General features: G+C 55.5%; 17 protein-coding genes and 1 other RNA gene. 13 read left to right on the forward strand and 5 right to left on the reverse strand.

Annotated features, from left to right (window positions below):
• Positions 1–16 precede the first annotated feature (16 nt).
• From lon to JZ655_RS04600, 5 genes are all read left to right on the forward strand, one after another.
• On the forward strand, positions 17–2,371 hold the full coding sequence (gene lon / locus JZ655_RS04580; protein WP_046884454.1) for an endopeptidase La: 2,355 nt from the start codon (positions 17–19) through the stop codon (positions 2,369–2,371).
• Between the two features lie 210 nt (positions 2,372–2,581).
• The gene (hupB, locus tag JZ655_RS04585; RefSeq protein ID WP_002444653.1) at positions 2,582–2,854 is read left to right on the forward strand and encodes a nucleoid-associated protein HU-beta; all 273 of its coding nucleotides are present in this window, start codon (positions 2,582–2,584) and stop codon (positions 2,852–2,854) included.
• A 211-nt stretch (positions 2,855–3,065) separates the two neighbouring features.
• Positions 3,066–4,940: a peptidylprolyl isomerase gene (ppiD, locus tag JZ655_RS04590; RefSeq protein ID WP_207293105.1), complete on the forward strand. Its 1,875-nt coding sequence runs from the start codon at positions 3,066–3,068 to the stop codon at positions 4,938–4,940.
• A 147-nt stretch (positions 4,941–5,087) separates the two neighbouring features.
• On the forward strand, positions 5,088–5,432 hold the full coding sequence (locus tag JZ655_RS04595; protein ID WP_207293106.1) for a helix-hairpin-helix domain-containing protein: 345 nt from the start codon (positions 5,088–5,090) through the stop codon (positions 5,430–5,432).
• A 97-nt stretch (positions 5,433–5,529) separates the two neighbouring features.
• The gene (locus tag JZ655_RS04600; RefSeq protein ID WP_040076900.1) at positions 5,530–5,928 is read left to right on the forward strand and encodes a YbgC/FadM family acyl-CoA thioesterase; all 399 of its coding nucleotides are present in this window, start codon (positions 5,530–5,532) and stop codon (positions 5,926–5,928) included.
• A 45-nt stretch (positions 5,929–5,973) separates the two neighbouring features.
• Here the strand turns inward: JZ655_RS04600 and queC are convergent, their stop codons facing one another.
• Positions 5,974–6,669 (reverse strand): 7-cyano-7-deazaguanine synthase QueC, encoded by a 696-nt coding sequence (queC, locus tag JZ655_RS04605; protein ID WP_207293107.1) that lies wholly within the window; start codon positions 6,667–6,669, stop codon positions 5,974–5,976.
• Positions 6,670–6,736: 67 nt separating this feature from the next.
• Complete coding sequence (locus JZ655_RS04610; RefSeq protein WP_207293108.1) at positions 6,737–8,437, reverse strand: SgrR family transcriptional regulator; 1,701 nt, start codon at positions 8,435–8,437, stop codon at positions 6,737–6,739.
• A gap of 102 nt (positions 8,438–8,539) precedes the next feature.
• Between JZ655_RS04610 and cof the strand changes: the two genes are divergently transcribed.
• Positions 8,540–9,358 carry an HMP-PP phosphatase gene (gene cof, locus JZ655_RS04615; protein ID WP_207293109.1) on the forward strand — a complete coding sequence of 273 codons (819 nt, stop codon included), beginning with the start codon at positions 8,540–8,542 and terminating at the stop codon, positions 9,356–9,358.
• 40 nt (positions 9,359–9,398) lie between these two features.
• On the opposite strand, the gene JZ655_RS04620 is transcribed toward cof, so the two are convergent.
• Positions 9,399–10,445 (reverse strand): PLP-dependent cysteine synthase family protein, encoded by a 1,047-nt coding sequence (locus JZ655_RS04620; RefSeq protein WP_207293110.1) that lies wholly within the window; start codon positions 10,443–10,445, stop codon positions 9,399–9,401.
• A 115-nt stretch (positions 10,446–10,560) separates the two neighbouring features.
• Between JZ655_RS04620 and JZ655_RS04625 the strand changes: the two genes are divergently transcribed.
• From JZ655_RS04625 to amtB, 5 genes are all read left to right on the forward strand, one after another.
• Positions 10,561–11,019: an Lrp/AsnC family transcriptional regulator gene (locus JZ655_RS04625; protein WP_040076894.1), complete on the forward strand. Its 459-nt coding sequence runs from the start codon at positions 10,561–10,563 to the stop codon at positions 11,017–11,019.
• Positions 11,020–11,061: 42 nt separating this feature from the next.
• The gene (locus JZ655_RS04630; RefSeq protein WP_207293111.1) at positions 11,062–12,834 is read left to right on the forward strand and encodes a SmdA family multidrug ABC transporter permease/ATP-binding protein; all 1,773 of its coding nucleotides are present in this window, start codon (positions 11,062–11,064) and stop codon (positions 12,832–12,834) included.
• Positions 12,827–14,605, forward strand: coding sequence for a SmdB family multidrug efflux ABC transporter permease/ATP-binding protein (locus JZ655_RS04635; protein ID WP_207293112.1), 1,779 nt, complete (start codon positions 12,827–12,829; stop codon positions 14,603–14,605). Before JZ655_RS04630 ends, JZ655_RS04635 begins: the two co-directional genes overlap by 8 nt.
• 254 nt (positions 14,606–14,859) lie before the next feature.
• Positions 14,860–15,198 carry a P-II family nitrogen regulator gene (gene glnK, locus JZ655_RS04640; protein ID WP_040076890.1) on the forward strand — a complete coding sequence of 113 codons (339 nt, stop codon included), beginning with the start codon at positions 14,860–14,862 and terminating at the stop codon, positions 15,196–15,198.
• A gap of 33 nt (positions 15,199–15,231) precedes the next feature.
• Entirely contained in the window at positions 15,232–16,518 is a 1,287-nt protein-coding gene (gene amtB, locus JZ655_RS04645) for an ammonium transporter AmtB (RefSeq protein ID WP_207293113.1), read from the forward strand.
• A 62-nt stretch (positions 16,519–16,580) separates the two neighbouring features.
• Here the strand turns inward: amtB and tesB are convergent, their stop codons facing one another.
• Entirely contained in the window at positions 16,581–17,441 is an 861-nt protein-coding gene (tesB, locus tag JZ655_RS04650) for an acyl-CoA thioesterase II (protein WP_207293114.1), read from the reverse strand.
• A gap of 207 nt (positions 17,442–17,648) precedes the next feature.
• On the opposite strand from tesB, the gene JZ655_RS04655 reads away from it, so the two are divergent.
• The gene (locus JZ655_RS04655) at positions 17,649–18,218 is read left to right on the forward strand and encodes a YbaY family lipoprotein (RefSeq protein ID WP_207293115.1); all 570 of its coding nucleotides are present in this window, start codon (positions 17,649–17,651) and stop codon (positions 18,216–18,218) included.
• Between the two features lie 30 nt (positions 18,219–18,248).
• Here the strand turns inward: JZ655_RS04655 and JZ655_RS04660 are convergent, their stop codons facing one another.
• Positions 18,249–18,560: an MGMT family protein gene (locus JZ655_RS04660; RefSeq protein ID WP_207293116.1), complete on the reverse strand. Its 312-nt coding sequence runs from the start codon at positions 18,558–18,560 to the stop codon at positions 18,249–18,251.
• 161 nt (positions 18,561–18,721) lie between these two features.
• On the opposite strand from JZ655_RS04660, the gene ffs reads away from it, so the two are divergent.
• Positions 18,722–18,818: signal recognition particle sRNA small type (gene ffs, locus JZ655_RS04665), an RNA gene on the forward strand.
• The last annotated feature ends 129 nt before the right edge of the window (positions 18,819–18,947 follow it).

The raw sequence follows: 18,947 nt of genomic DNA on the forward strand, positions 1-18,947 counted from the left end.
ACTAAGAGAGAGCTCTATGAATCCTGAGCGTTCTGAACGCATTGAAATCCCCGTATTGCCGCTGCGCGATGTGGTGGTTTATCCGCACATGGTCATACCCTTATTTGTAGGGCGGGAAAAATCTATCCGTTGCCTTGAAGCCGCCATGGATCATGATAAAAAAATCATGCTGGTTGCGCAGAAAGAAGCATCAACGGATGAGCCGGGTGTAAATGATCTTTTCACCGTCGGGACCGTGGCCTCTATTTTGCAGATGCTGAAGCTGCCTGACGGCACCGTCAAGGTGCTGGTCGAAGGCCTGCAGCGTGCGCGTATTACCACCTTGTCTGATGATGGCGAACACTTCTCTGCTAAGGCAGAGTATCTTGACTCACCGCAGCTTGACGAGCGTGAGCAGGAGGTGCTGGTACGCACCGCCATTAGCCAGTTCGAAGGCTATATCAAGCTGAACAAAAAAATCCCACCAGAAGTGCTGACGTCGCTGAACAGCATCGACGATCCTGCGCGTCTGGCAGATACCATCGCTGCGCACATGCCGCTGAAGCTGGCTGACAAACAGTCCGTGCTGGAGATGTCCGACGTTAATGAACGTCTGGAGTATCTGATGGCGATGATGGAATCCGAGATCGATCTGCTGCAGGTGGAAAAGCGTATTCGCAACCGCGTGAAAAAGCAGATGGAGAAATCTCAGCGTGAGTACTACCTGAATGAGCAGATGAAGGCTATTCAGAAAGAGCTTGGCGAGATGGACGACGCGCCGGACGAAAACGAAGCCCTGAAGCGTAAAATCGACGCCGCGAAAATGCCGAAAGAGGCAAAAGAGAAAGCGGAAGCCGAGCTGCAGAAGCTGAAAATGATGTCTCCAATGTCCGCCGAGGCCACTGTGGTGCGCGGCTACATTGAGTGGATGGTTCAGGTGCCATGGAATACCCGTAGCAAGGTCAAGAAAGATCTGCGCCAGGCGCAAGAAATCCTTGATACCGACCACTATGGCCTCGAACGTGTCAAAGATCGCATCCTTGAATATCTCGCGGTCCAGAGCCGTGTGAATAAAATCAAAGGGCCAATTCTCTGTCTGGTAGGGCCGCCGGGGGTGGGTAAAACCTCTCTGGGCCAGTCCATCGCCCAGGCAACCGGGCGCAAGTATGTGCGAATGGCGCTGGGTGGGGTACGTGATGAAGCGGAAATCCGCGGTCACCGTCGTACCTATATCGGCTCCATGCCAGGCAAACTGATTCAGAAGATGGCAAAAGTGGGGGTGAAAAACCCACTGTTCCTGCTTGATGAGATCGACAAAATGTCTTCGGACATGCGTGGCGATCCGGCGTCCGCTCTGCTGGAAGTGCTTGATCCAGAACAGAACGTGGCCTTCAGCGATCACTACCTGGAAGTGGACTACGACCTGAGCGATGTGATGTTCGTGGCGACCTCCAACTCCATGAACATTCCGGCACCGCTGCTGGATCGTATGGAAGTGATCCGTCTCTCTGGTTATACCGAAGATGAGAAGCTGAACATTGCCAAACGCCACCTGCTGCCGAAGCAGATTGAGCGCAACGCCCTGAAAAAAGGCGAACTGACGGTCGACGATAGCGCCATTATTGGCATCATTCGTTACTATACCCGTGAAGCGGGTGTCCGTAGCCTCGAGCGTGAAATCTCAAAACTGTGCCGTAAAGCGGTTAAACAACTGCTGCTGGATAAAACCGCGAAGCAGATTGAGATTAACGGTGAAAACCTGCATGAGTTTCTCGGCGTTCAGCGCTACGACTACGGTCGCGCGGATAGCGAAAACCGCGTGGGCCAGGTCACCGGTCTGGCGTGGACGGAAGTGGGCGGCGATCTGCTGACCATCGAAACCGCCTGCGTGCCTGGCAAAGGTAAGCTCACTTATACCGGTTCTCTGGGTGAAGTGATGCAGGAATCCATCCAGGCTGCGCTGACCGTGGTGCGCGCGCGCGCGGAAAAACTGGGTATTAATCCGGACTTCTACGAAAAACGCGATATCCACGTTCACGTACCGGAAGGGGCAACGCCGAAAGACGGTCCAAGCGCCGGTATCGCGATGTGTACCGCTCTGGTCTCCTGCCTGACCGGTAACCCGGTACGTGCTGATGTGGCCATGACCGGTGAGATCACTTTGCGTGGCCAGGTTCTGCCGATTGGTGGTTTGAAAGAAAAACTGCTGGCAGCCCACCGCGGTGGTATTAAAACTGTGCTTATTCCTTACGAGAACAAGCGCGATCTGGAAGAAATTCCAGATAACGTTATTGCCGATCTGGATATCCATCCGGTGAAACGCATTGAAGAGGTTCTGACATTAGCACTGCAGAATGAGCCCTCCGGAATGCAGGTTGTAACGGCAAAATAGTGACCTCGCGCAAAGAGCGTCAATAAAAACAAGGCTGGTGAGCCATTTCGGGCTTGCCAGCCTTTTTTTGTATAGCTAATTTAGATTGCTGATTAGGTCAGCCATCAACAACGGGTGTTGTAAGGTTATGGCAGGCCTGATATAACTGCTGCGCGGTCGCGTTGTGAAGGATTCAGGCGCGATATAAATTATAAAGAGAGGAAGAGAAGAGTGAATAAATCTCAACTGATTGACAAAATTGCTGCGGGTGCCGATATCTCTAAAGCTGCGGCTGGACGTGCGTTAGATGCTCTGATTGCTTCTGTTACCGAATCTCTGCAGGCCGGAGACGACGTAGCGCTGGTAGGCTTTGGTACTTTTGCTGTTAAAGAGCGTGCTGCCCGTACTGGCCGCAACCCTCAGACCGGCAAAGAAATCACCATCGCTGCCGCTAAAGTTCCAGGTTTCCGTGCAGGTAAAGCGCTGAAAGACGCAGTAAACTGATTGCTTTTTTGCTTCAGGGAAGTCGACATCTCCAAGGGCGCATCATTTGATGTGCCTTTTTTGTTTGTCCAGGACTGTTTTCTGCGAGTTTCTGCGAGTTGTGGGCTGACAATCGCCCTGTTTTCTTGTCACAATACATTTTTACGCGCTGCGGTCAGGATTTCCGCCAGCGTCAGGTCACCAGTCACCTACAGCGGAGTGTGGTCACACCATGATGGACAACTTACGCACGGCTGCTAACAGTCTCGTGCTCAAGATTATTTTCGGTATCATTATTTTGTCGTTCATTTTGACCGGCGTAAGCGGATATCTGATTGGCGGTAGCGCAAACTATGCCGCAAAAGTGAATGACCAGGAAATTAGCCGTGGGCAGTTTGAGAACGCTTTTGCCAATGAACGTAACCGTATGCAGCAGCAACTGGGCGATCAGTTCTCTGAACTGGCAGCAAACGAAGGTTATATGAAAACGCTGCGTGAGCAGACGCTGAACCGTCTTATCGACGAAGCGCTGCTTGACCAGTACGCCCACAATCTCGGCCTGGGTATCAGCGATGATCAAGTGAAAAAAGTGATTTTCACAACCCCTGCTTTCCAGACCGACGGCAAATTTGATAACACCCGCTACAACGCCATTATTGGCCAGATGGGCATGTCAGCCGACCAATACGCACAAGCGCTTCGCAATCAGCTGACGACGCAGCAGCTAATCAACGCCATCGTGGGTAGCGATTTCATGCTGAAGGGCGAAACCGACGAGCTGGCGGCACTTGTTGCACAACAGCGAATTGTTCGCGAAGCCACTTTCGACGTTAACGCTCTGGCCGCGAAGCAAAAGGTGAGCGAGCAGGAAGTTAACGCTTACTACGAGCAGAACAAAAATAACTTCACCGCACCTGAGCAGTTCCGCATCAGCTACATTAAGCTGGACGCCGCGGCGATGCAGGAAAATGCGTCGGATGCCGATATTCAGTCTTACTACGATCAGCATCAGGATCAGTTCACTCAGCCTCAGCGTAACCGTTACAGCGTGATCCAGACGAAAACGGAAGCAGATGCGAAAGCCGTGCTGGACGAACTGAACAAAGGCGCAGACTTTGCCGCCATTGCCAAAGAAAAATCCACCGACATCATCTCTGCGAAAAACGGCGGCGATATGGGCTGGCTGGAAGAGGGTACCACCCCAGAAGAGCTGAAAAACGCCGGTCTGAAAGAGAAAGGCCAACTTTCAGGGGTGATCAAATCTTCTGTAGGCTTCCTGGTTGCCCGCCTGGACGACGTTGAGCCTGCTAAAACGAAACCGCTGACCGAAGTGCGTGATGATATCGCCGCCAAAGTGAAGCAAGAAAAAGCGCTGGATGCCTTCTACGCGCTGCAGCAGAAAGTGAGCGATGCCGCAAGCAACGATAACGAGTCGCTGGCGGGCGCGGAGCAGGCTGCCGGTGCCAAAGCGGTGACCACGGGCTGGTTTGGTCGTAACAATCTGCCAGAAGAGCTGAACTTCAAACCTGTATCAGACGCTATCTTCAATGGTGGCCTGGTGGGTGAGAACGGCACGCCGGGCAGCAACTCCGACATCATCACCGTTGACGGCGATCGTGCCTTCGTTTTACGCGTGGTTGAGCATAAACCAGAAGCGATTAAACCGCTGGCGGAAGTGAAAGACCAGATCACGGCAATAGTTCAGCACAACAAAGCAGAGCAGCAGGCCAAACTGGATGCTGAGAAACTGCTGGTTGAGCTGAAAGCAGGGAAAGGCGACGAGGCGCTGAAGGCGGCTGGTCTGAGCTTCGGTGAAGCCAAAACCCTGAGCCGTACCGGTCAGGATCCTGTTAGCCAGGCAGCCTTTGCGCTGAGCCAGCCGGCGAAAGATAAACCGAGCTTTGGTATTGCAAGCGATATGCAGGGCAACGTGGTTATTCTGGCTCTGGATGAAGTGAAGTCTGGCACCCTGCCGGAAGCGCAGAAAAAGGCGATGGTTCAGGGGATCACCCAGAACAATGCCCAGATCACTTTCGAAGCGCTGATGAGCAATCTGCGCAAAGAAGCCAAAATTAAGCTGGGCGATGTCATAACTCAGCAGCAATAATTTCAGCGTTGCTCGCAGATTTACGCAACGCATTGCAACTCTCAAAGGCCGCTTTCGCGGCCTTTTCCATTTCTGCCATCTGCTGTTTGTTCGTTTGTTAGCGTCCGGCTATCGTGGCCTGGCTGTTAACAAACAAGGAGAAACAGTATGAAACGTGGAATCAAAGCTCTCTGTATTGCCCTGGCTTTCGCCGGTCTATCCACTAGCGTCTCTCTGCAGGCGGCCCCCGTCGCCTCACCGCAGAGTAAGATTGCGCCAGCCGCAGCGGCCCCGGCAAAAGCGACGGAGAGTGCAGATGGACAAGTCAGTATCAATAGCGCCCCGGCTGAAGAGCTGGCCCGGATTCTCAATGGCGTTGGTCTGAAGAAGGCGCAGGCGATCGTAAGCTACCGGGAAGAGTACGGCCCCTTCAAAACGGTCGATGACCTGAAGCAGGTGCCCGGCATGGGAAGTGCGCTGGTTGAGCGTAATCTGGCGGACCTAAAACTCTGAGTTTTTTCTTGCACGGTGGCAAAAGTTTGCCAGGATAAAGAGGTCATACCAGTTATGACCTCTGATCCTATAAATAGACAATAAAGGCTATTGCGCTATGCAGACTCAAATCAAAGTACGTGGTTTTCATCTGGACGTTTATCAGCACGTCAATAACGCCCGCTATCTCGAATTTCTGGAAGAGGCGCGGTGGGATGGGCTGGAAAACAGCGAAAGCTTTCAGTGGCTAACGGCGCACAACATCGCCTTTGTGGTGGTGAATATTAACATCAATTATCGCCGCCCGGCCGTACTGGGCGATCTGCTTACCGTAACCAGTCAGGTGCAGCAACTCAACGGCAAAAGCGGCGTCCTGAGCCAGGTCGTGACGCTGGAGCCCGAAGGGCAAAACGTAGCGGATGCGCTGATCACTTTCGTCTGTATCGATTTGAAGACACAAAAAGCGTTGCCGCTGGAAGGGGAGTTGCGGGAAAAACTGGAAAAGCTGATCAAATAAAGTGGAAACCTGCCGGGTGAAGGATTTCACCCGGCGAGGCCGGAACTACTGCAGCCCGGTTTTCGCTTTCAGCGAAGCCATCACGCCGGCTTTGTTCGTCAGGTACTGATTCAGGCCGTTTGCCCGCAGGTTACAGGCCGCGCACTGGCCACAGCCATCGCCCTTAATGCCGTTATAGCAGGTGAGGGTTTCGTTGCGCACCATCTCCAGCTTGCCCCAGTGGTCTGCCAGCGCCCAGGTTTCGGCTTTGTCGAGCCACATAAGCGGCGTTTCAAAGCGAATCTCTTTCGCCATGCCCAGGCTCACCGCATGGTTGAGGGCTTTAACAAATTCATCGCGGCAGTCGGGGTAGCCAGAAAAATCGGTTTCACACACGCCGGTAATCACTGCTTCGGCCTGAACCTGATAAGCATAAATTGCGGTCAGGGTCAGGAAGAGAATATTACGCCCCGGGACGAAGGTATTGGGAATGCCACTGGCATCGGGTTCGTAGTCTGGCACCGGGATGCTATCGCGCGTGAGGCTACTGACCGCCAGTTCGTTCAGCAAGGTGACGTCCAGCACCTTGTGTGCACGTGCGCCAAGCTTGATGGCCAGTTCACGGGCGACATCGATTTCAGCGCGGTGGCGTTGACCATAATCGAAGGTGACGCAGTGAACCTCATCATATTGCTGTAGCGCCTGAACCAGGCAGGTAGTGGAATCTTGTCCTCCGCTAAAGACGACGACGGCACGTTTCATATCTCTTCCCAACGTTAACGGTGTAAAACGCAATGGTAACGCGGGCAGGCAGCGGCGACCAGCTTCTTCACGTTCCCGGTGCCGGCAGCCAGGCTTCGGTAAATTCAAACCAGCCGCGCGGGTTGAGTCGAATACCGTTTACGCCCGGCGGCGCGCTTACCTGATAGTGATAATTGAAGAGAGGGGTCAGCACGGCGCTCTCCATCAAACCCGCGAAGACCGCTTTTAGCGCTGAGTCGCGAGCGCTGGCGGCGGGCTGCGTCTGTACTGCATCCAGCGTAGCCAGAAGATGGGAATATTGGGCCGGACTCAGTAATTGCGGCCACAGCACATCGCAGCGTAGCCACTGCTCAAGCGTGTATTCTGGTGCCTCGCCAATAAGCCTGTCGCCCATCATGATGTCGGCCTGGGGCAGTACGCCGCAGCCATCCCAGGTTTTGGCATCGTGAAAGATAATGTGCAACTGACAACCCTGCTGTGCCAGATAGAGCCTGAGCTGCTCTGCCATAGTGTGTAACTCCACGGGCAGGTGGTAGGCGAGGGTCAGCGTTTCTGGTAATGCCGTTTGTTGCGCGTCGGGCCACTCGGGAATGGCCCAGCCCGGCAAGAGCTCGTTTGCCGGTGTAATCAAATTTTCTTCCAGCGGTAACGTATGCAGAAGCGCGGTGTGATGAATGATTTGAATAAGACGACGGGCCTGCAGTTCGCTCAGCCGCGAACTCTGGCGCAGGGTCAGATAACAAAATCCCAGGCTAATGCTGTTGCTCACCAGCCGCAGGCTGGCAAGTTCATCGGGTTCGCCAATCGCGATCTGTACGGGGTGGCGACAGCTGGTGCCCAGATCCTGCTCAAAGAGTTGCGGGGTAATCCAGTACTCGATCGCTTTCAGCAGAGGGTGGCTAAGATGGTACTGCTCATGGCTTTCGATTCGCACCAGCTCAGGCCCGAAGATCGCCAGTCGAAACGGACCGCAGCCGATGAGCGGCATGCTGGGGTGGGCCAGCCGACTGCAGTAGCTCGCCAGCCGATGCGCCAGCCAGTAATCGGGCTGATGCAGAATAAAGGTCAGGCATTGAGGATGGGTGACCTCAATGCGCGATACGCTGTTAAACAGCTTACGTAGCGCGGGCAGGGCAAGCAGCAGCGCCAGACGGTTTTGCAGGTGCGCGGTCTCGACCTTATCGCCGTTATGCCAGTGCAGGGTTGAGCGGATGTAAAAATGCCAGCGCAGGCCATCGGGGGCGATCTCCCAGTGGTGTGCCAGATCGCCAACCGGCTCGCTGCTCGTATCGTCAAACCGGGTGATACCGGAAAAGATCTGTCCCACCAGGTGCTGCTCTGCACGCCCCGGTAAAAAGCCCGGCTGCAGCGGCTCCAGTGGGCGGTAGTAAGGGATACGCAGCGTTGGGGTATCGTTCTGCCACTGACCGCCCATAAAGGGCTGCAGCAGTGTGTGTAGATCCTGCGGCGCCAGCTGCGCCAATTCCAGAGCCGTCTGTTGATGACCACGTTGAAGCGCCTCTTCCATCATCGCGTTGCGTAACGCGTCGGGGGTAACATGGAAGAGCAGATCGCCGCGTTTACCGCGCCCTGGCCGTGCCGTCCAGCTCAACCAGCCCGCCTCCTGCGCCTGTCGCAATAGCGTACGCACATGCCGTTCACTGCAAAAACAGCGGCCGGCCAGCTCAGCCACGCTTACTTGCTGCGGCGCCCCGGCTGAAGGCTGCCAGAGCCGTTGATACTGATTAAGACGGTTAAGAAGGCGCATAGAAAACCCGGAACAATATTATTTAACTATTCAGTATTACTTCCGTATATCTCAGGTGATACTGATCCACAAGTTAAACGCATCACACTTTCGGGAGTACGCATGGCTCGCCTGGCTGCATTCGATATGGACGGTACGCTATTAATGCCGGATCACCGTTTAGGTGAAAAAACCCTGAGCGCACTTAAGCGCCTGCGTGAGCGTGATATTACTCTTACGTTTGCCACAGGCCGCCACGCGCTGGAGATGCGCCATCTGTTGGGTAAACTTTCGCTGGATGCGTTTCTGATCACCGGCAACGGGACGCGTATTCACTCGCTGGAAGGGGACGAACTCCACCGTCAGGATCTTGATCCGCAGGTGGCGGATATCGTTCTGCACAGCACCTGGGATACCCAGGCCAGTATTCACGTATTTAATGATGATGGCTGGTTTACCAACAGGGAAATCCCCGAACTGCTGCACGCTCATGCTTACAGCGGTTTTCATTATCAGCTAACTGACCTGCGTCGTCTTCCCGCCTATGCCGTGACGAAGATCTGTTTCTGTGGCGATCATGAGGATCTGTGTCGGTTGCGCATTCAGTTGAACGAGGCGTTGGGCGAGAGGGCGCATCTCACCTTCTCGGCAGAATATTGTCTCGAGGTGCTGCCGGTGGGGTGTAACAAAGGCTCTGCCCTGGCGGTGCTGAGCGATCACCTGGGCCTTACCCTGCAGGAGTGTATGGCGTTTGGCGATGCCATGAATGACCGCGAGATGCTGGGCAGCGTTGGTCGCGGATTGATTATGGGCAATGCGATGCCGCAGCTGATTGCTGAGCTTTCGCACCTCCCGATTATTGGACACTGCCGCAACGAAGCCGTGTCCCACTATTTAACCCATTGGCTGGACACACCAAATCTTCCTTATTCCCCCGAATAGTGAGACCCTTCCAGCAAGCCAGACGTCCGTCTGGCTTTTTTTATTTCACGAGCCGGGCAATCTCTTGCTGCCAGGCTGAAATATCGCCAATGTTCGCGGCAACCCACTCCGCATTATAATAGGTGTCGAGATAGCGCTCGCCGCTGTCACACAGCAGAGTCACTATGGAACCGGTCTGGCCCGCGTCGCGCATCCGGGCTGCCAGCCGTAACGCGCCCCACATGTTGGTGCCGGTTGAGGCACCGACCTTACGCCCCAGTTGGGATTCCAGCCAATGGGCAGTGGCTACGCTGGCGGCGTCCGGCACGCGCAGCATCTCGTCTACCACATCGGGAATAAAGGAAGGCTCGACGCGCGGGCGGCCAATCCCTTCGATTTTACTGCCCACCGGGCTGCGCAGGCTGCTATCCCGGCTCTGCCAGTAATCAAGGAACACGGAGTTTTGCGGGTCCACCACCATCAGGCGGGTGTCATAGCCCTGGCAGCGAATATAGCGACCAATCGTTGCCGAGGTACCGCCGGTACCGGCGCTCATCACGATGTGGGTCGGTACCGGGTTCGGCTCGCACTGCATCTGGCGGAATATACTGTCGGCAATGTTGTTATTACCGCGCCAGTCGGTGGCACGTTCAGCATACGTGAACTGATCCATATAATGGCCGTGCAGCTCGTGGGCCAGCATCTCTGAGGCCGCATAGATTTCACAGGCGCTCTCAACAAAGTGGCAGCGGCCTCCATAAAATTCGATCTGTTCAATTTTACGCTTTGCGGTACAGGCGGGCATCACGGCGATAAACGGCAGGCCCAGCAGGCGGGCGAAATACGCCTCTGACACGGCGGTAGATCCCGACGAGGACTCAATAATGGGAGTCCCCTCTTTTATCCAGCCGTTACACAAGCCATATAAAAACAGCGAGCGGGCGAGGCGATGCTTCAGGCTGCCGGTCGGATGAGTGCTTTCATCTTTCAGGTAGAGCTGAATTCCGGCAAACCCCGGCAGCGGAAGGCGAATGAGATGGGTATCTGCCGAGCGCTGATAGTCGGCGTTGATTTCGCTGATGGCATGTTTAACCCAGGTGCTATTCATCGTAATTATCCGTTTGTCATTTTGTGCCCAGCATAGCGAAAAGCACAGAAAAAATTGTTGCTATCTGGCCTTTAAAATAGAATGTAAGGAGAAAAATTTTCTCTGTGGGGGCGCTATGCTAGATAAAATTGACCGTAAGCTACTCTCATTACTGCAAAGTGACTGCACCCTCTCTTTGCAGGCGCTGGCGGATGCCGTTAATCTGACCACCACGCCCTGCTGGAAGCGCCTTAAACGCCTGGAAGATGAGGGCATTTTGCTGGGCCGCGTAGCGCTGCTTGATCCCGAAAAACTGGGGCTTGGTTTAACCGCCTTTGTGCTGATAAAAACGCAGCACCACAGTAGCGACTGGTATTGCCGGTTCGTGAGCGAGGTGACCGGCATGCCGGAAGTGCTCGGTTTCTGGCGCATGGCGGGGGAGTACGACTACCTGATGCGCGTTCAGGTGGCGGACATGAAACGGTATGATGACTTTTACAAACGGCTGGTCAACAGCGTGCCTGGCCTGTCGGATGTCACCTCCAGCTTCGCCATGGAACAGATTAAATACACCACAGCGTTACCCATTGAATAACCTCCCGGCCTGGCCGGAACAAGACCTTCAGGAAAAGACCGCGTGCGATTATTTGCTCAGTTAAGCTGGTATTTTCGTCGAGAGTGGCAACGCTACCTCGGCGCAGTTGCCCTGCTTATTATCATTGCCATTCTGCAACTTATTCCGCCTAAGGTGGTGGGGTACGTGGTGGATGGCGTTACGGAACAGCATTACACCACCGCACGGGTGTTGATGTGGATCGGCACGCTGGTGCTGACGGCGGTGGTGGTCTATCTGCTGCGCTATGTCTGGCGTGTCCTGTTATTCGGCGCGTCCTACCAATTAGCAGTGGAACTGCGTGAAGATTTTTATCGTCAGCTTAGCCGTCAGCATCCGGAATTCTATCTGCGTCACCGCACCGGGGATCTCATTGCCCGGGCCACTAACGATGTAGACCGCGTGGTATTTGCCGCCGGAGAAGGGGTCTTAACCCTGGTTGACTCGCTGGTGATGGGGTGCGCGGTGTTGATAGTGATGTCGACCCAGATCAGCTGGCAGTTAACGCTGCTGGCCCTGTTGCCGATGCCCGTCATGGCGCTGGCGATCAAACGCTACGGCGATCAACTACATGAGCGCTTTAAGCTGGCGCAGGCAGCCTTCTCCTCGTTGAACGATCGCACCCAGGAGAGCCTGACCAGTATTCGAATGATTAAAGCCTTTGGCCTGGAAGACCGGCAATCGTCGCTCTTCGCTGCCGATGCCGCCGATACGGGCGCAAAAAATATGCGGGTAGCCCGCATCGATGCCCGGTTTGATCCCACTATCTATATCGCTATCGGTATGGCGAACATGCTGGCGATTGGTGGCGGGAGCTGGATGGTGGTTCAGGGCTCGTTAACGCTCGGCCAGCTCACCAGCTTTGCCATGTATCTTGGCCTGATGATCTGGCCGATGCTGGCGCTGGCATGGATGTTCAACATTGTTGAGCGCGGTAGCGCGGCCTATAGCCGTATTCGCGACATGCTCGCCGAGGCCCCGGTGGTAGATGACGGGAGCGAGCCGGTGCCGGAAGGGCGCGGCGAGCTGAAGGTCGCCATCCGTTCGTTCAGCTATCCGCACGCCGAACGGGTCTCCCTTGAGAATGTTCATTTTGCCCTGCGTCCCGGGCAGATGCTGGGCATTTGCGGCCCGACCGGCGCAGGCAAAAGTACCCTGCTATCGTTGATCCAGCGCCATTTTGATATCGACCAGGGGGATATTCGTTTTCACGACATTCCCCTGACCCGCCTGCAGCTGGATAGCTGGCGCAGCCGGCTGGCCGTGGTGAGCCAGACGCCGTTCCTCTTCTCCGATACGGTTGCCAGTAATATTGCGCTTGGCTGCCCTGAGGCCACCCAGCAGGAGATTGAACATGTCGCCCGTCTGGCGAGCGTGCATGAGGATATTTTACGTTTGCCGCAGGGCTATGAAACCGAGGTGGGCGAGCGGGGCGTGATGCTCTCTGGCGGCCAAAAACAGCGCATTTCGATTGCCCGTGCCCTGTTGTTAAATGCTGAAATCCTGATTCTGGATGATGCGCTATCGGCCGTAGATGGGCGTACCGAGCATCAGATCCTGCATAACCTGCGTCAGTGGGGCGAAGGCCGCACGGTGATCATCAGCGCCCATCGCCTGTCAGCCCTGACAGAAGCGAGTGAGATCCTGGTGATGCAGCATGGGCATATTGCCCAGCGCGGGCAGCACGAGCTGTTGTCAGAACAACCTGGATGGTATCGCGATATGTATCGCTATCAACAGCTAGAAGCCGCGCTGGATGATGCGCCGGAAGTGAATGAGGAGGCCAGCGATGCGTAGTTTTGGACAGTTGTGGCCTATCCTGAAGCGGCTGCTGGCCTACGGCTCGCCGTGGCGAAAACCGCTGTCGCTGGCGGTGGTGATGCTGTGGATCGCCGCGATCGCTGAAGTGAGCGGGCCACTGCTTATCAGCTATTTTATCGACAACATGGTGGCCAAAAGTTACCTGCCGCTGGGCCTGGTGGCCGGGCTGGGGGTGGCTTACGTCGGCCTGCAGCTGTTGGCTGCCGGTCTGCACTATGCCCAATCGCTGCTCTTTAACCAGGCCGCTGTGGGCGTGGTCCAGCAACTGCGTACCGACGTCATGGATGCTGCGCTGCGCCAGCCGTTGAGCGAGTTTGATACCCAGCCGGTGGGGCAGATTATCTCTCGCGTAACCAATGATACGGAAGTGATCCGCGATCTCTACGTCACCGTGGTCTCCACGGTGCTGCGCAGCGCGGCGCTGATTGGGGCAATGCTGGTGGCGATGTTCAGCCTCGAATGGCGCATGGCGCTGGTGGCGATCGCGATCTTCCCTGCCGTCTTTATTGTCATGATGATCTACCAGCGTTACAGCACGCCTATCGTCCGTCGTGTGCGTGCCTACCTGGCAGACATTAACGACGGCTTTAATGAAGTTATTAATGGTATGAGTGTGATCCAGCAGTTCCGCCAGCAGGCGCGCTTTGGTGAGCGGATGGGGGAAGCGAGCCGTTCACATTATATGGCGCGCATGCAGACCCTGCGGCTGGATGGCTTCCTGCTGCGCCCGTTGCTAAGCCTCTTTTCGGCCCTGATCCTCTGTGGCTTGCTCCTGCAATTTGGTCTGGGGGCCAACGGCACTATTCAGGTGGGGGTTCTCTACGCCTTCATTAGCTATCTTGGGCGTTTAAACGAACCGCTAATCGAACTCACCACGCAGCAATCAATGCTGCAACAGGCGGTTGTCGCGGGCGAGCGGGTCTTTGAACTGATGGACAGGCCGCGTCAGATGTACGGCCAGGACACCCGGGAGCTGCAAAGCGGCGATATCGCCATTGATAATCTCTCTTTTGCGTATCGCGACGATCGTCTGGTATTGCAGGACATCACTCTTCACGTTCCGTCCCGCAGCTTTGTGGCGCTGGTGGGCCATACCGGGAGCGGTAAAAGTACCTTAGCCAGCCTGCTGATGGGCTACTATCCGCTGACGCAGGGGGAGATCCGTCTTGATGGTCGTCCGCTGGCGACTCTGAGCCACAGCACGCTGCGCAAAGGGGTGGCGATGGTGCAACAAGATCCGGTGGTGCTGGCAGACACCTTCTTCGCCAACGTTACGCTGGGGCGTGATTACAGCGAAGAGCAGGTGTGGGCCGTGCTGGAGCAGGTGCAGCTGGCTGAACTGGCGCGGGGGTTACATGACGGCATCCATACGCGGCTGGGAGAGCAGGGCAATAATTTGTCGGTGGGCCAAAAACAGCTGTTGGCGCTGGCGCGGGTGTTGATTGAGACGCCGCAGGTGCTGATCCTTGATGAAGCCACCGCAAGTATCGACTCCGGCACCGAGCAGGCCATCCAGCAGGCCCTGGCGGCGGTTCGTGAACAGACCACGCTGGTGGTGATCGCTCACCGACTCTCCACCATCGTTGAAGCTGATACCATTCTGGTGCTGCACCGCGGACAGGCCGTAGAGCGGGGTACACACCGGCAACTGCTTGAGGCGAAAGGCCGTTACTGGCAGATGTATCAGCTGCAGCTGGCGGGCGAGGAGCTGGAAGCCAGCACTCGCGAGGAGTCGCTCAGCGCCTGATGCACCAAAAACAGGCAATGCACTAACAGGTAAAACTGCTGGTGCAAAAATGAAACGCACCCTGCACTGTCATGGTGCGTTTTTTTTCGCGCTACTCACTCTCCCGCCTCGTTACGCCTTACCCTTAGCCAATCCCTCCTGATTACGCGGCGTCGGCCAGCTAATTTTCCTCTTTTAAGAATTCTGGCACAGCGCTTGCAGTATCTCTTACGTGTTAGCTGAAGCCACTACCGAATTCTGACTGGAGGGGATTTATGAAGCTGGTTACCGTGGTAATCAAACCGTTCAAACTCGAAGACGTTCGCGAAGCGCTGTCTTCCATTGGTATTCAGGGGCTGACTGTCACCGAAGTGAAAGGCTTTGGTCGTCAGAAGGGCCATGCAGAGCTCTACCGCGGGGCGGAATACAGCGTCAACTTCCTGCCAAAGGTAAAAATTGACGTTGCGATTGCCGACGATCAGCTGGAAGAGGTGATAGATATCATCAGCAAAGCGGCCTACACCGGCAAAATTGGCGACGGCAAAATTTTCGTTGCCGAACTGCAACGCGTCATTCGTATTCGTACGGGCGAAGCCGACGAAGCAGCGCTGTAAAACACCGGGCACACAGTGATAGGGATCAAGATAATGAAGAAAACAACTCTTAACGCGGCTCTGGGATCGTTGGCGTTGTTGCCGGGCCTGGCAATGGCTGCGCCGGCGGTCGCCGACAAAGCGGATAACGCTTTTATGATGATTTGCACCGCACTGGTGCTGTTCATGACTATTCCCGGGATTGCGCTGTTCTACGGCGGCCTGATTCGCGGTAAAAACGTCCTCTCTATGCTCACTCAGGTTGCGGTAACTTTTGCGCTGGTCTGCGTGTTATGGGTGGTATACGGCTACTCGCTGGCGTTTGGCGAGGGTAACGCCTTCTTTGGCAGCTTCAACTGGGCGATGCTGAAAAATATCGAACTGACCGCGGTAATGGGCAGCTTCTATCAGTATATCCACGTAGCATTCCAGGGCTCTTTCGCCTGCATCACCGTCGGGTTGATTGTGGGGGCGCTGGCGGAACGTATTCGTTTCTCTGCGGTGCTCATTTTTGTCGTGGTCTGGCTGACGCTCTCTTATGTGCCCGTGGCGCATATGGTTTGGGGTGGTGGTCTGCTGGCTTCTCACGGCGCGCTGGACTTTGCCGGCGGGACGGTGGTGCACATCAACGCCGCCGTTGCGGGTCTGGTTGGGGCGTACCTGATTGGCAAACGCGTTGGTTTTGGCAAAGAAGCCTTTAAACCGCACAACCTGCCGATGGTCTTCACCGGCACCGCGATCCTCTATTTCGGCTGGTTTGGCTTTAACGCCGGTTCAGCAAGCTCAGCAAACGAAATCGCGGCGCTGGCTTTCGTCAACACCGTGGTCGCGACCGCGGGTGCGATCCTCTCCTGGGTATTTGGTGAGTGGGCCGTACGAGGCAAACCCTCTCTGCTGGGTGCTTGTTCCGGTGCCATTGCGGGCCTGGTCGGTATTACCCCCGCCTGTGGTTTCGTTGGCGTCGGCGGCGCGCTGATCATCGGTATCGTCGCGGGTCTGGCGGGTCTGTGGGGCGTAACGGCACTGAAACGTATTCTGCGTGTGGATGATCCTTGCGATGTGTTCGGCGTGCACGGCGTTTGCGGTATCGTCGGCTGCATCATGACCGGTATCTTCGCAGCCACCTCGCTCGGCGGCGTCGGTTACGCAGAAGGTGTAACCATGACTCATCAGGTGCTGGTGCAGCTCGAGAGCATCGCGATTACGGTAGTGTGGTCTGGCGTGGTGGCCTTTATCGGTTACAAGCTGGCTGACATGACCGTGGGTCTACGCGTACCGGAAGAGCAGGAGCGCGAAGGGCTGGACGTCAACAGCCACGGCGAGAATGCTTACAACGCATAGTCAATAACGAAACGGCAACCCTGGGTTGCCGTTTTGCTTTTATGAGCATCCCCCTGTCTGGGTTAGCCGCGGTTGCGCATGACCCCTTCCTGTACCGTCGATGCCACCAGCACGCCATCCTGCGTATAAAACTCACCCCGCACAAACCCACGCGCGCTGGATGCCGAGGTGCTCTCCACGCTATACAGCAGCCACTCGTTCATATTAAACGGACGGTGGAACCACATAGAGTGATCGATGGTGGCTACCTGCATCCCTTTTTCCAGGAAGCCTACTCCGTGCGGTTGCAGCGCAACAGGCAGGAAGTTGAAATCAGAGGCGTAGCCCAGCAGGTACTGATGCACGCGAAAATCTTCCGGCACCGTACCGTTGGCACGGATCCACACCTGGCGCGCAGGCTCTGCGGTGTGACCTTTCATCGGGTTATGAAATTCCACCGGGCGGATCTCCAGCGGTTTATCGCAAAGAAACTTCTCTTTGACCTGTGGTGGCAACAGATGTGAAAGGTCGCGGGCGATTTCGGTTTCAGAACGGAGACCATCCGGTGCCGGGGCAGGGGGCATGGTTTTCTGATGCTCGTAGCCCGGCTCTGGTGCCTGGAAAGAGGCGGTCATATAGAAGATGGGTTTACCATTTTGCACCGCGGCAACGCGACGGGCACTAAAGCTGTTGCCGTCGCGCAGCACCTCGACGTCATAAACGATAGGTTTTTGACTGTCGCCCGGGCGTAAAAAGTAGCTGTGGAAGGAGTGGACCAGGCGTTCTGCGGGTACGGTCTCTTTAGCCGCATAGAGAGCCTGCCCCACAACCTGACCGCCAAAGACCTGGCGTAAACCCAGATCTTCGCTTTGCCCCCGAAAGAGTCCTTCCTCTATTTTTTCCAGGTTAAGTAATGTCAGCAGATTGTTTAGTGCCTGACTCATAATCGTCCTCAATAAATACGCCGTGGCGAAAGATAGCCAGAGTATAACGCAGAAATGCAAGTGGTCCGATGGGTGCAATAGTCTGAATAACGAGGCGAATCCAGGCATAAATAAGTGATGTGTGCCACACTTACTCACGTTAACTTTGTTTAACCACTCTTCTGGCGGTATCGATCCCGCTGGTGCATTGAAGATAAGGAGAACTCAATGAAACTCGTGCACGCGTTAAGTGGTTTAGCGGTAGCGGTTGCTCTGACCGCCTGTGCAGACAAAAATGCAGACATTCAGACGCCAGCGCCTAATCCAAATACCTCCGGCGTAGCGACACAGCCAACCATTCAGCAGCCATCAGTAACCGGTTCAGTCTGGATCCGTCAGAAAGTGGCGTTACCGCCTGACGCGGTATTGACCGTCACCCTGTCTGATGCCTCGCTGGCCGACTCCCCGTCAAAAGTTTTGGCACAGAAAGCAGTGCGTACCGAGGGCAAACAGGCGCCATTTAGCTTCGTTCTGCCTTTCAATCCGTCTGATGTGCAGCCCAACGCCCGGATTCTGTTAAGTGCAGCAATCACGGTCGACGATAAGCTGGTGTTTGTCACCGATACGGTGAAACCAGTAATCAACCAGGGCGGTACCAAAGCCGATCTGGTGCTGGTGCCTGTACAGCAAATGGCAGTACCGCTCCAGCAGAGCGGTGGCGCGACGACGACGGTGCCATCAACCTCACCGACGCAGGTTACGCCATCTTCTGCAGTGCCTGCACCAACGCAGTACTAAGACCCTATCCCCTCCCGTCCGGGAGGGGGTTTAGTAAATCCACCGATAGTGCTGCAAATCAATTTCACCCTTTCCAGACACCTGCACCCCTTCAGCCAGTAGTGCCTGACGCTGGCGTTGTAAATCCGGGCCTGTGAGGGAAATTTGCCCGTGGCGGTTGACCACCCGATGCCAGGGCAGGGTGCTCCCTTCCGGTAGCCGTTTAAGCACGCCGCCGACCTGTCGTGCGGCACGTGGCGAACCCGCCAGACGTGCTACATCGCCATAGGTGGTAACCGTTCCCTCGGGGATGGAGGCGACAATTTGCCATACCCGCTGCGGGAATCCGTCGTGCTGTTCCATGAATACTCCTGCTGACTGAGCGAAATAACGGAGAATAATAGCGCAATCACGGGCCATGCTGCGCAATAAACCATCATCCGGTCGCGGTTAACTTGCAATTGCGATCCTGTGCAGGGATAATGCGCCAGCGCGTTGGTTATCAACGCTCTCAATGGGGGCTCTGTTGGTTCTCCCGCAACGCTACTCTGTTCACCAGGTCAGGTCCGGAAGGAAGCAGCCAGGGCAGACGACGTGTGTGCCGGGATGTAGCTGGCAGGGCCCCCACCCAATTCCCCCGCTGTAAATTCTTATTTTCCCCATTCAGGCTACAATAACCCTCTGGCAGATAGCTTGAGTATGGTTATTTATACAGTTAATATTGACGATAAACGTTCCTGGTGAGATGGC

It is taken from the genome of Leclercia pneumoniae, assembly GCF_017348915.1.
Classification (GTDB): domain Bacteria; phylum Pseudomonadota; class Gammaproteobacteria; order Enterobacterales; family Enterobacteriaceae; genus Enterobacter; species Enterobacter pneumoniae.

Bases quoted from the DNA above. Each gene is read 5' to 3' on its own strand.
- lon (WP_046884454.1), top strand. From the start codon at position 17: ATGAATCCTGAGCGTTCTGAACGCATTGAAATCCCCGTATTGCCGCTG.
- ppiD (WP_207293105.1), top strand. From the start codon at position 3,066: ATGATGGACAACTTACGCACGGCTGCTAACAGTCTCGTGCTCAAGATT.
- JZ655_RS04595 (WP_207293106.1), top strand. From the start codon at position 5,088: ATGAAACGTGGAATCAAAGCTCTCTGTATTGCCCTGGCTTTCGCCGGT.
- JZ655_RS04600 (WP_040076900.1), top strand. From the start codon at position 5,530: ATGCAGACTCAAATCAAAGTACGTGGTTTTCATCTGGACGTTTATCAG.
- queC (WP_207293107.1), bottom strand. From the start codon at position 6,669: ATGAAACGTGCCGTCGTCGTCTTTAGCGGAGGACAAGATTCCACTACC.
- JZ655_RS04610 (WP_207293108.1), bottom strand. From the start codon at position 8,437: ATGCGCCTTCTTAACCGTCTTAATCAGTATCAACGGCTCTGGCAGCCT.
- cof (WP_207293109.1), top strand. From the start codon at position 8,540: ATGGCTCGCCTGGCTGCATTCGATATGGACGGTACGCTATTAATGCCG.
- JZ655_RS04620 (WP_207293110.1), bottom strand. From the start codon at position 10,445: ATGAATAGCACCTGGGTTAAACATGCCATCAGCGAAATCAACGCCGAC.
- JZ655_RS04625 (WP_040076894.1), top strand. From the start codon at position 10,561: ATGCTAGATAAAATTGACCGTAAGCTACTCTCATTACTGCAAAGTGAC.
- JZ655_RS04635 (WP_207293112.1), top strand. From the start codon at position 12,827: ATGCGTAGTTTTGGACAGTTGTGGCCTATCCTGAAGCGGCTGCTGGCC.
- glnK (WP_040076890.1), top strand. From the start codon at position 14,860: ATGAAGCTGGTTACCGTGGTAATCAAACCGTTCAAACTCGAAGACGTT.
- amtB (WP_207293113.1), top strand. From the start codon at position 15,232: ATGAAGAAAACAACTCTTAACGCGGCTCTGGGATCGTTGGCGTTGTTG.
- tesB (WP_207293114.1), bottom strand. From the start codon at position 17,441: ATGAGTCAGGCACTAAACAATCTGCTGACATTACTTAACCTGGAAAAA.
- JZ655_RS04655 (WP_207293115.1), top strand. From the start codon at position 17,649: ATGAAACTCGTGCACGCGTTAAGTGGTTTAGCGGTAGCGGTTGCTCTG.
- JZ655_RS04660 (WP_207293116.1), bottom strand. From the start codon at position 18,560: ATGGAACAGCACGACGGATTCCCGCAGCGGGTATGGCAAATTGTCGCC.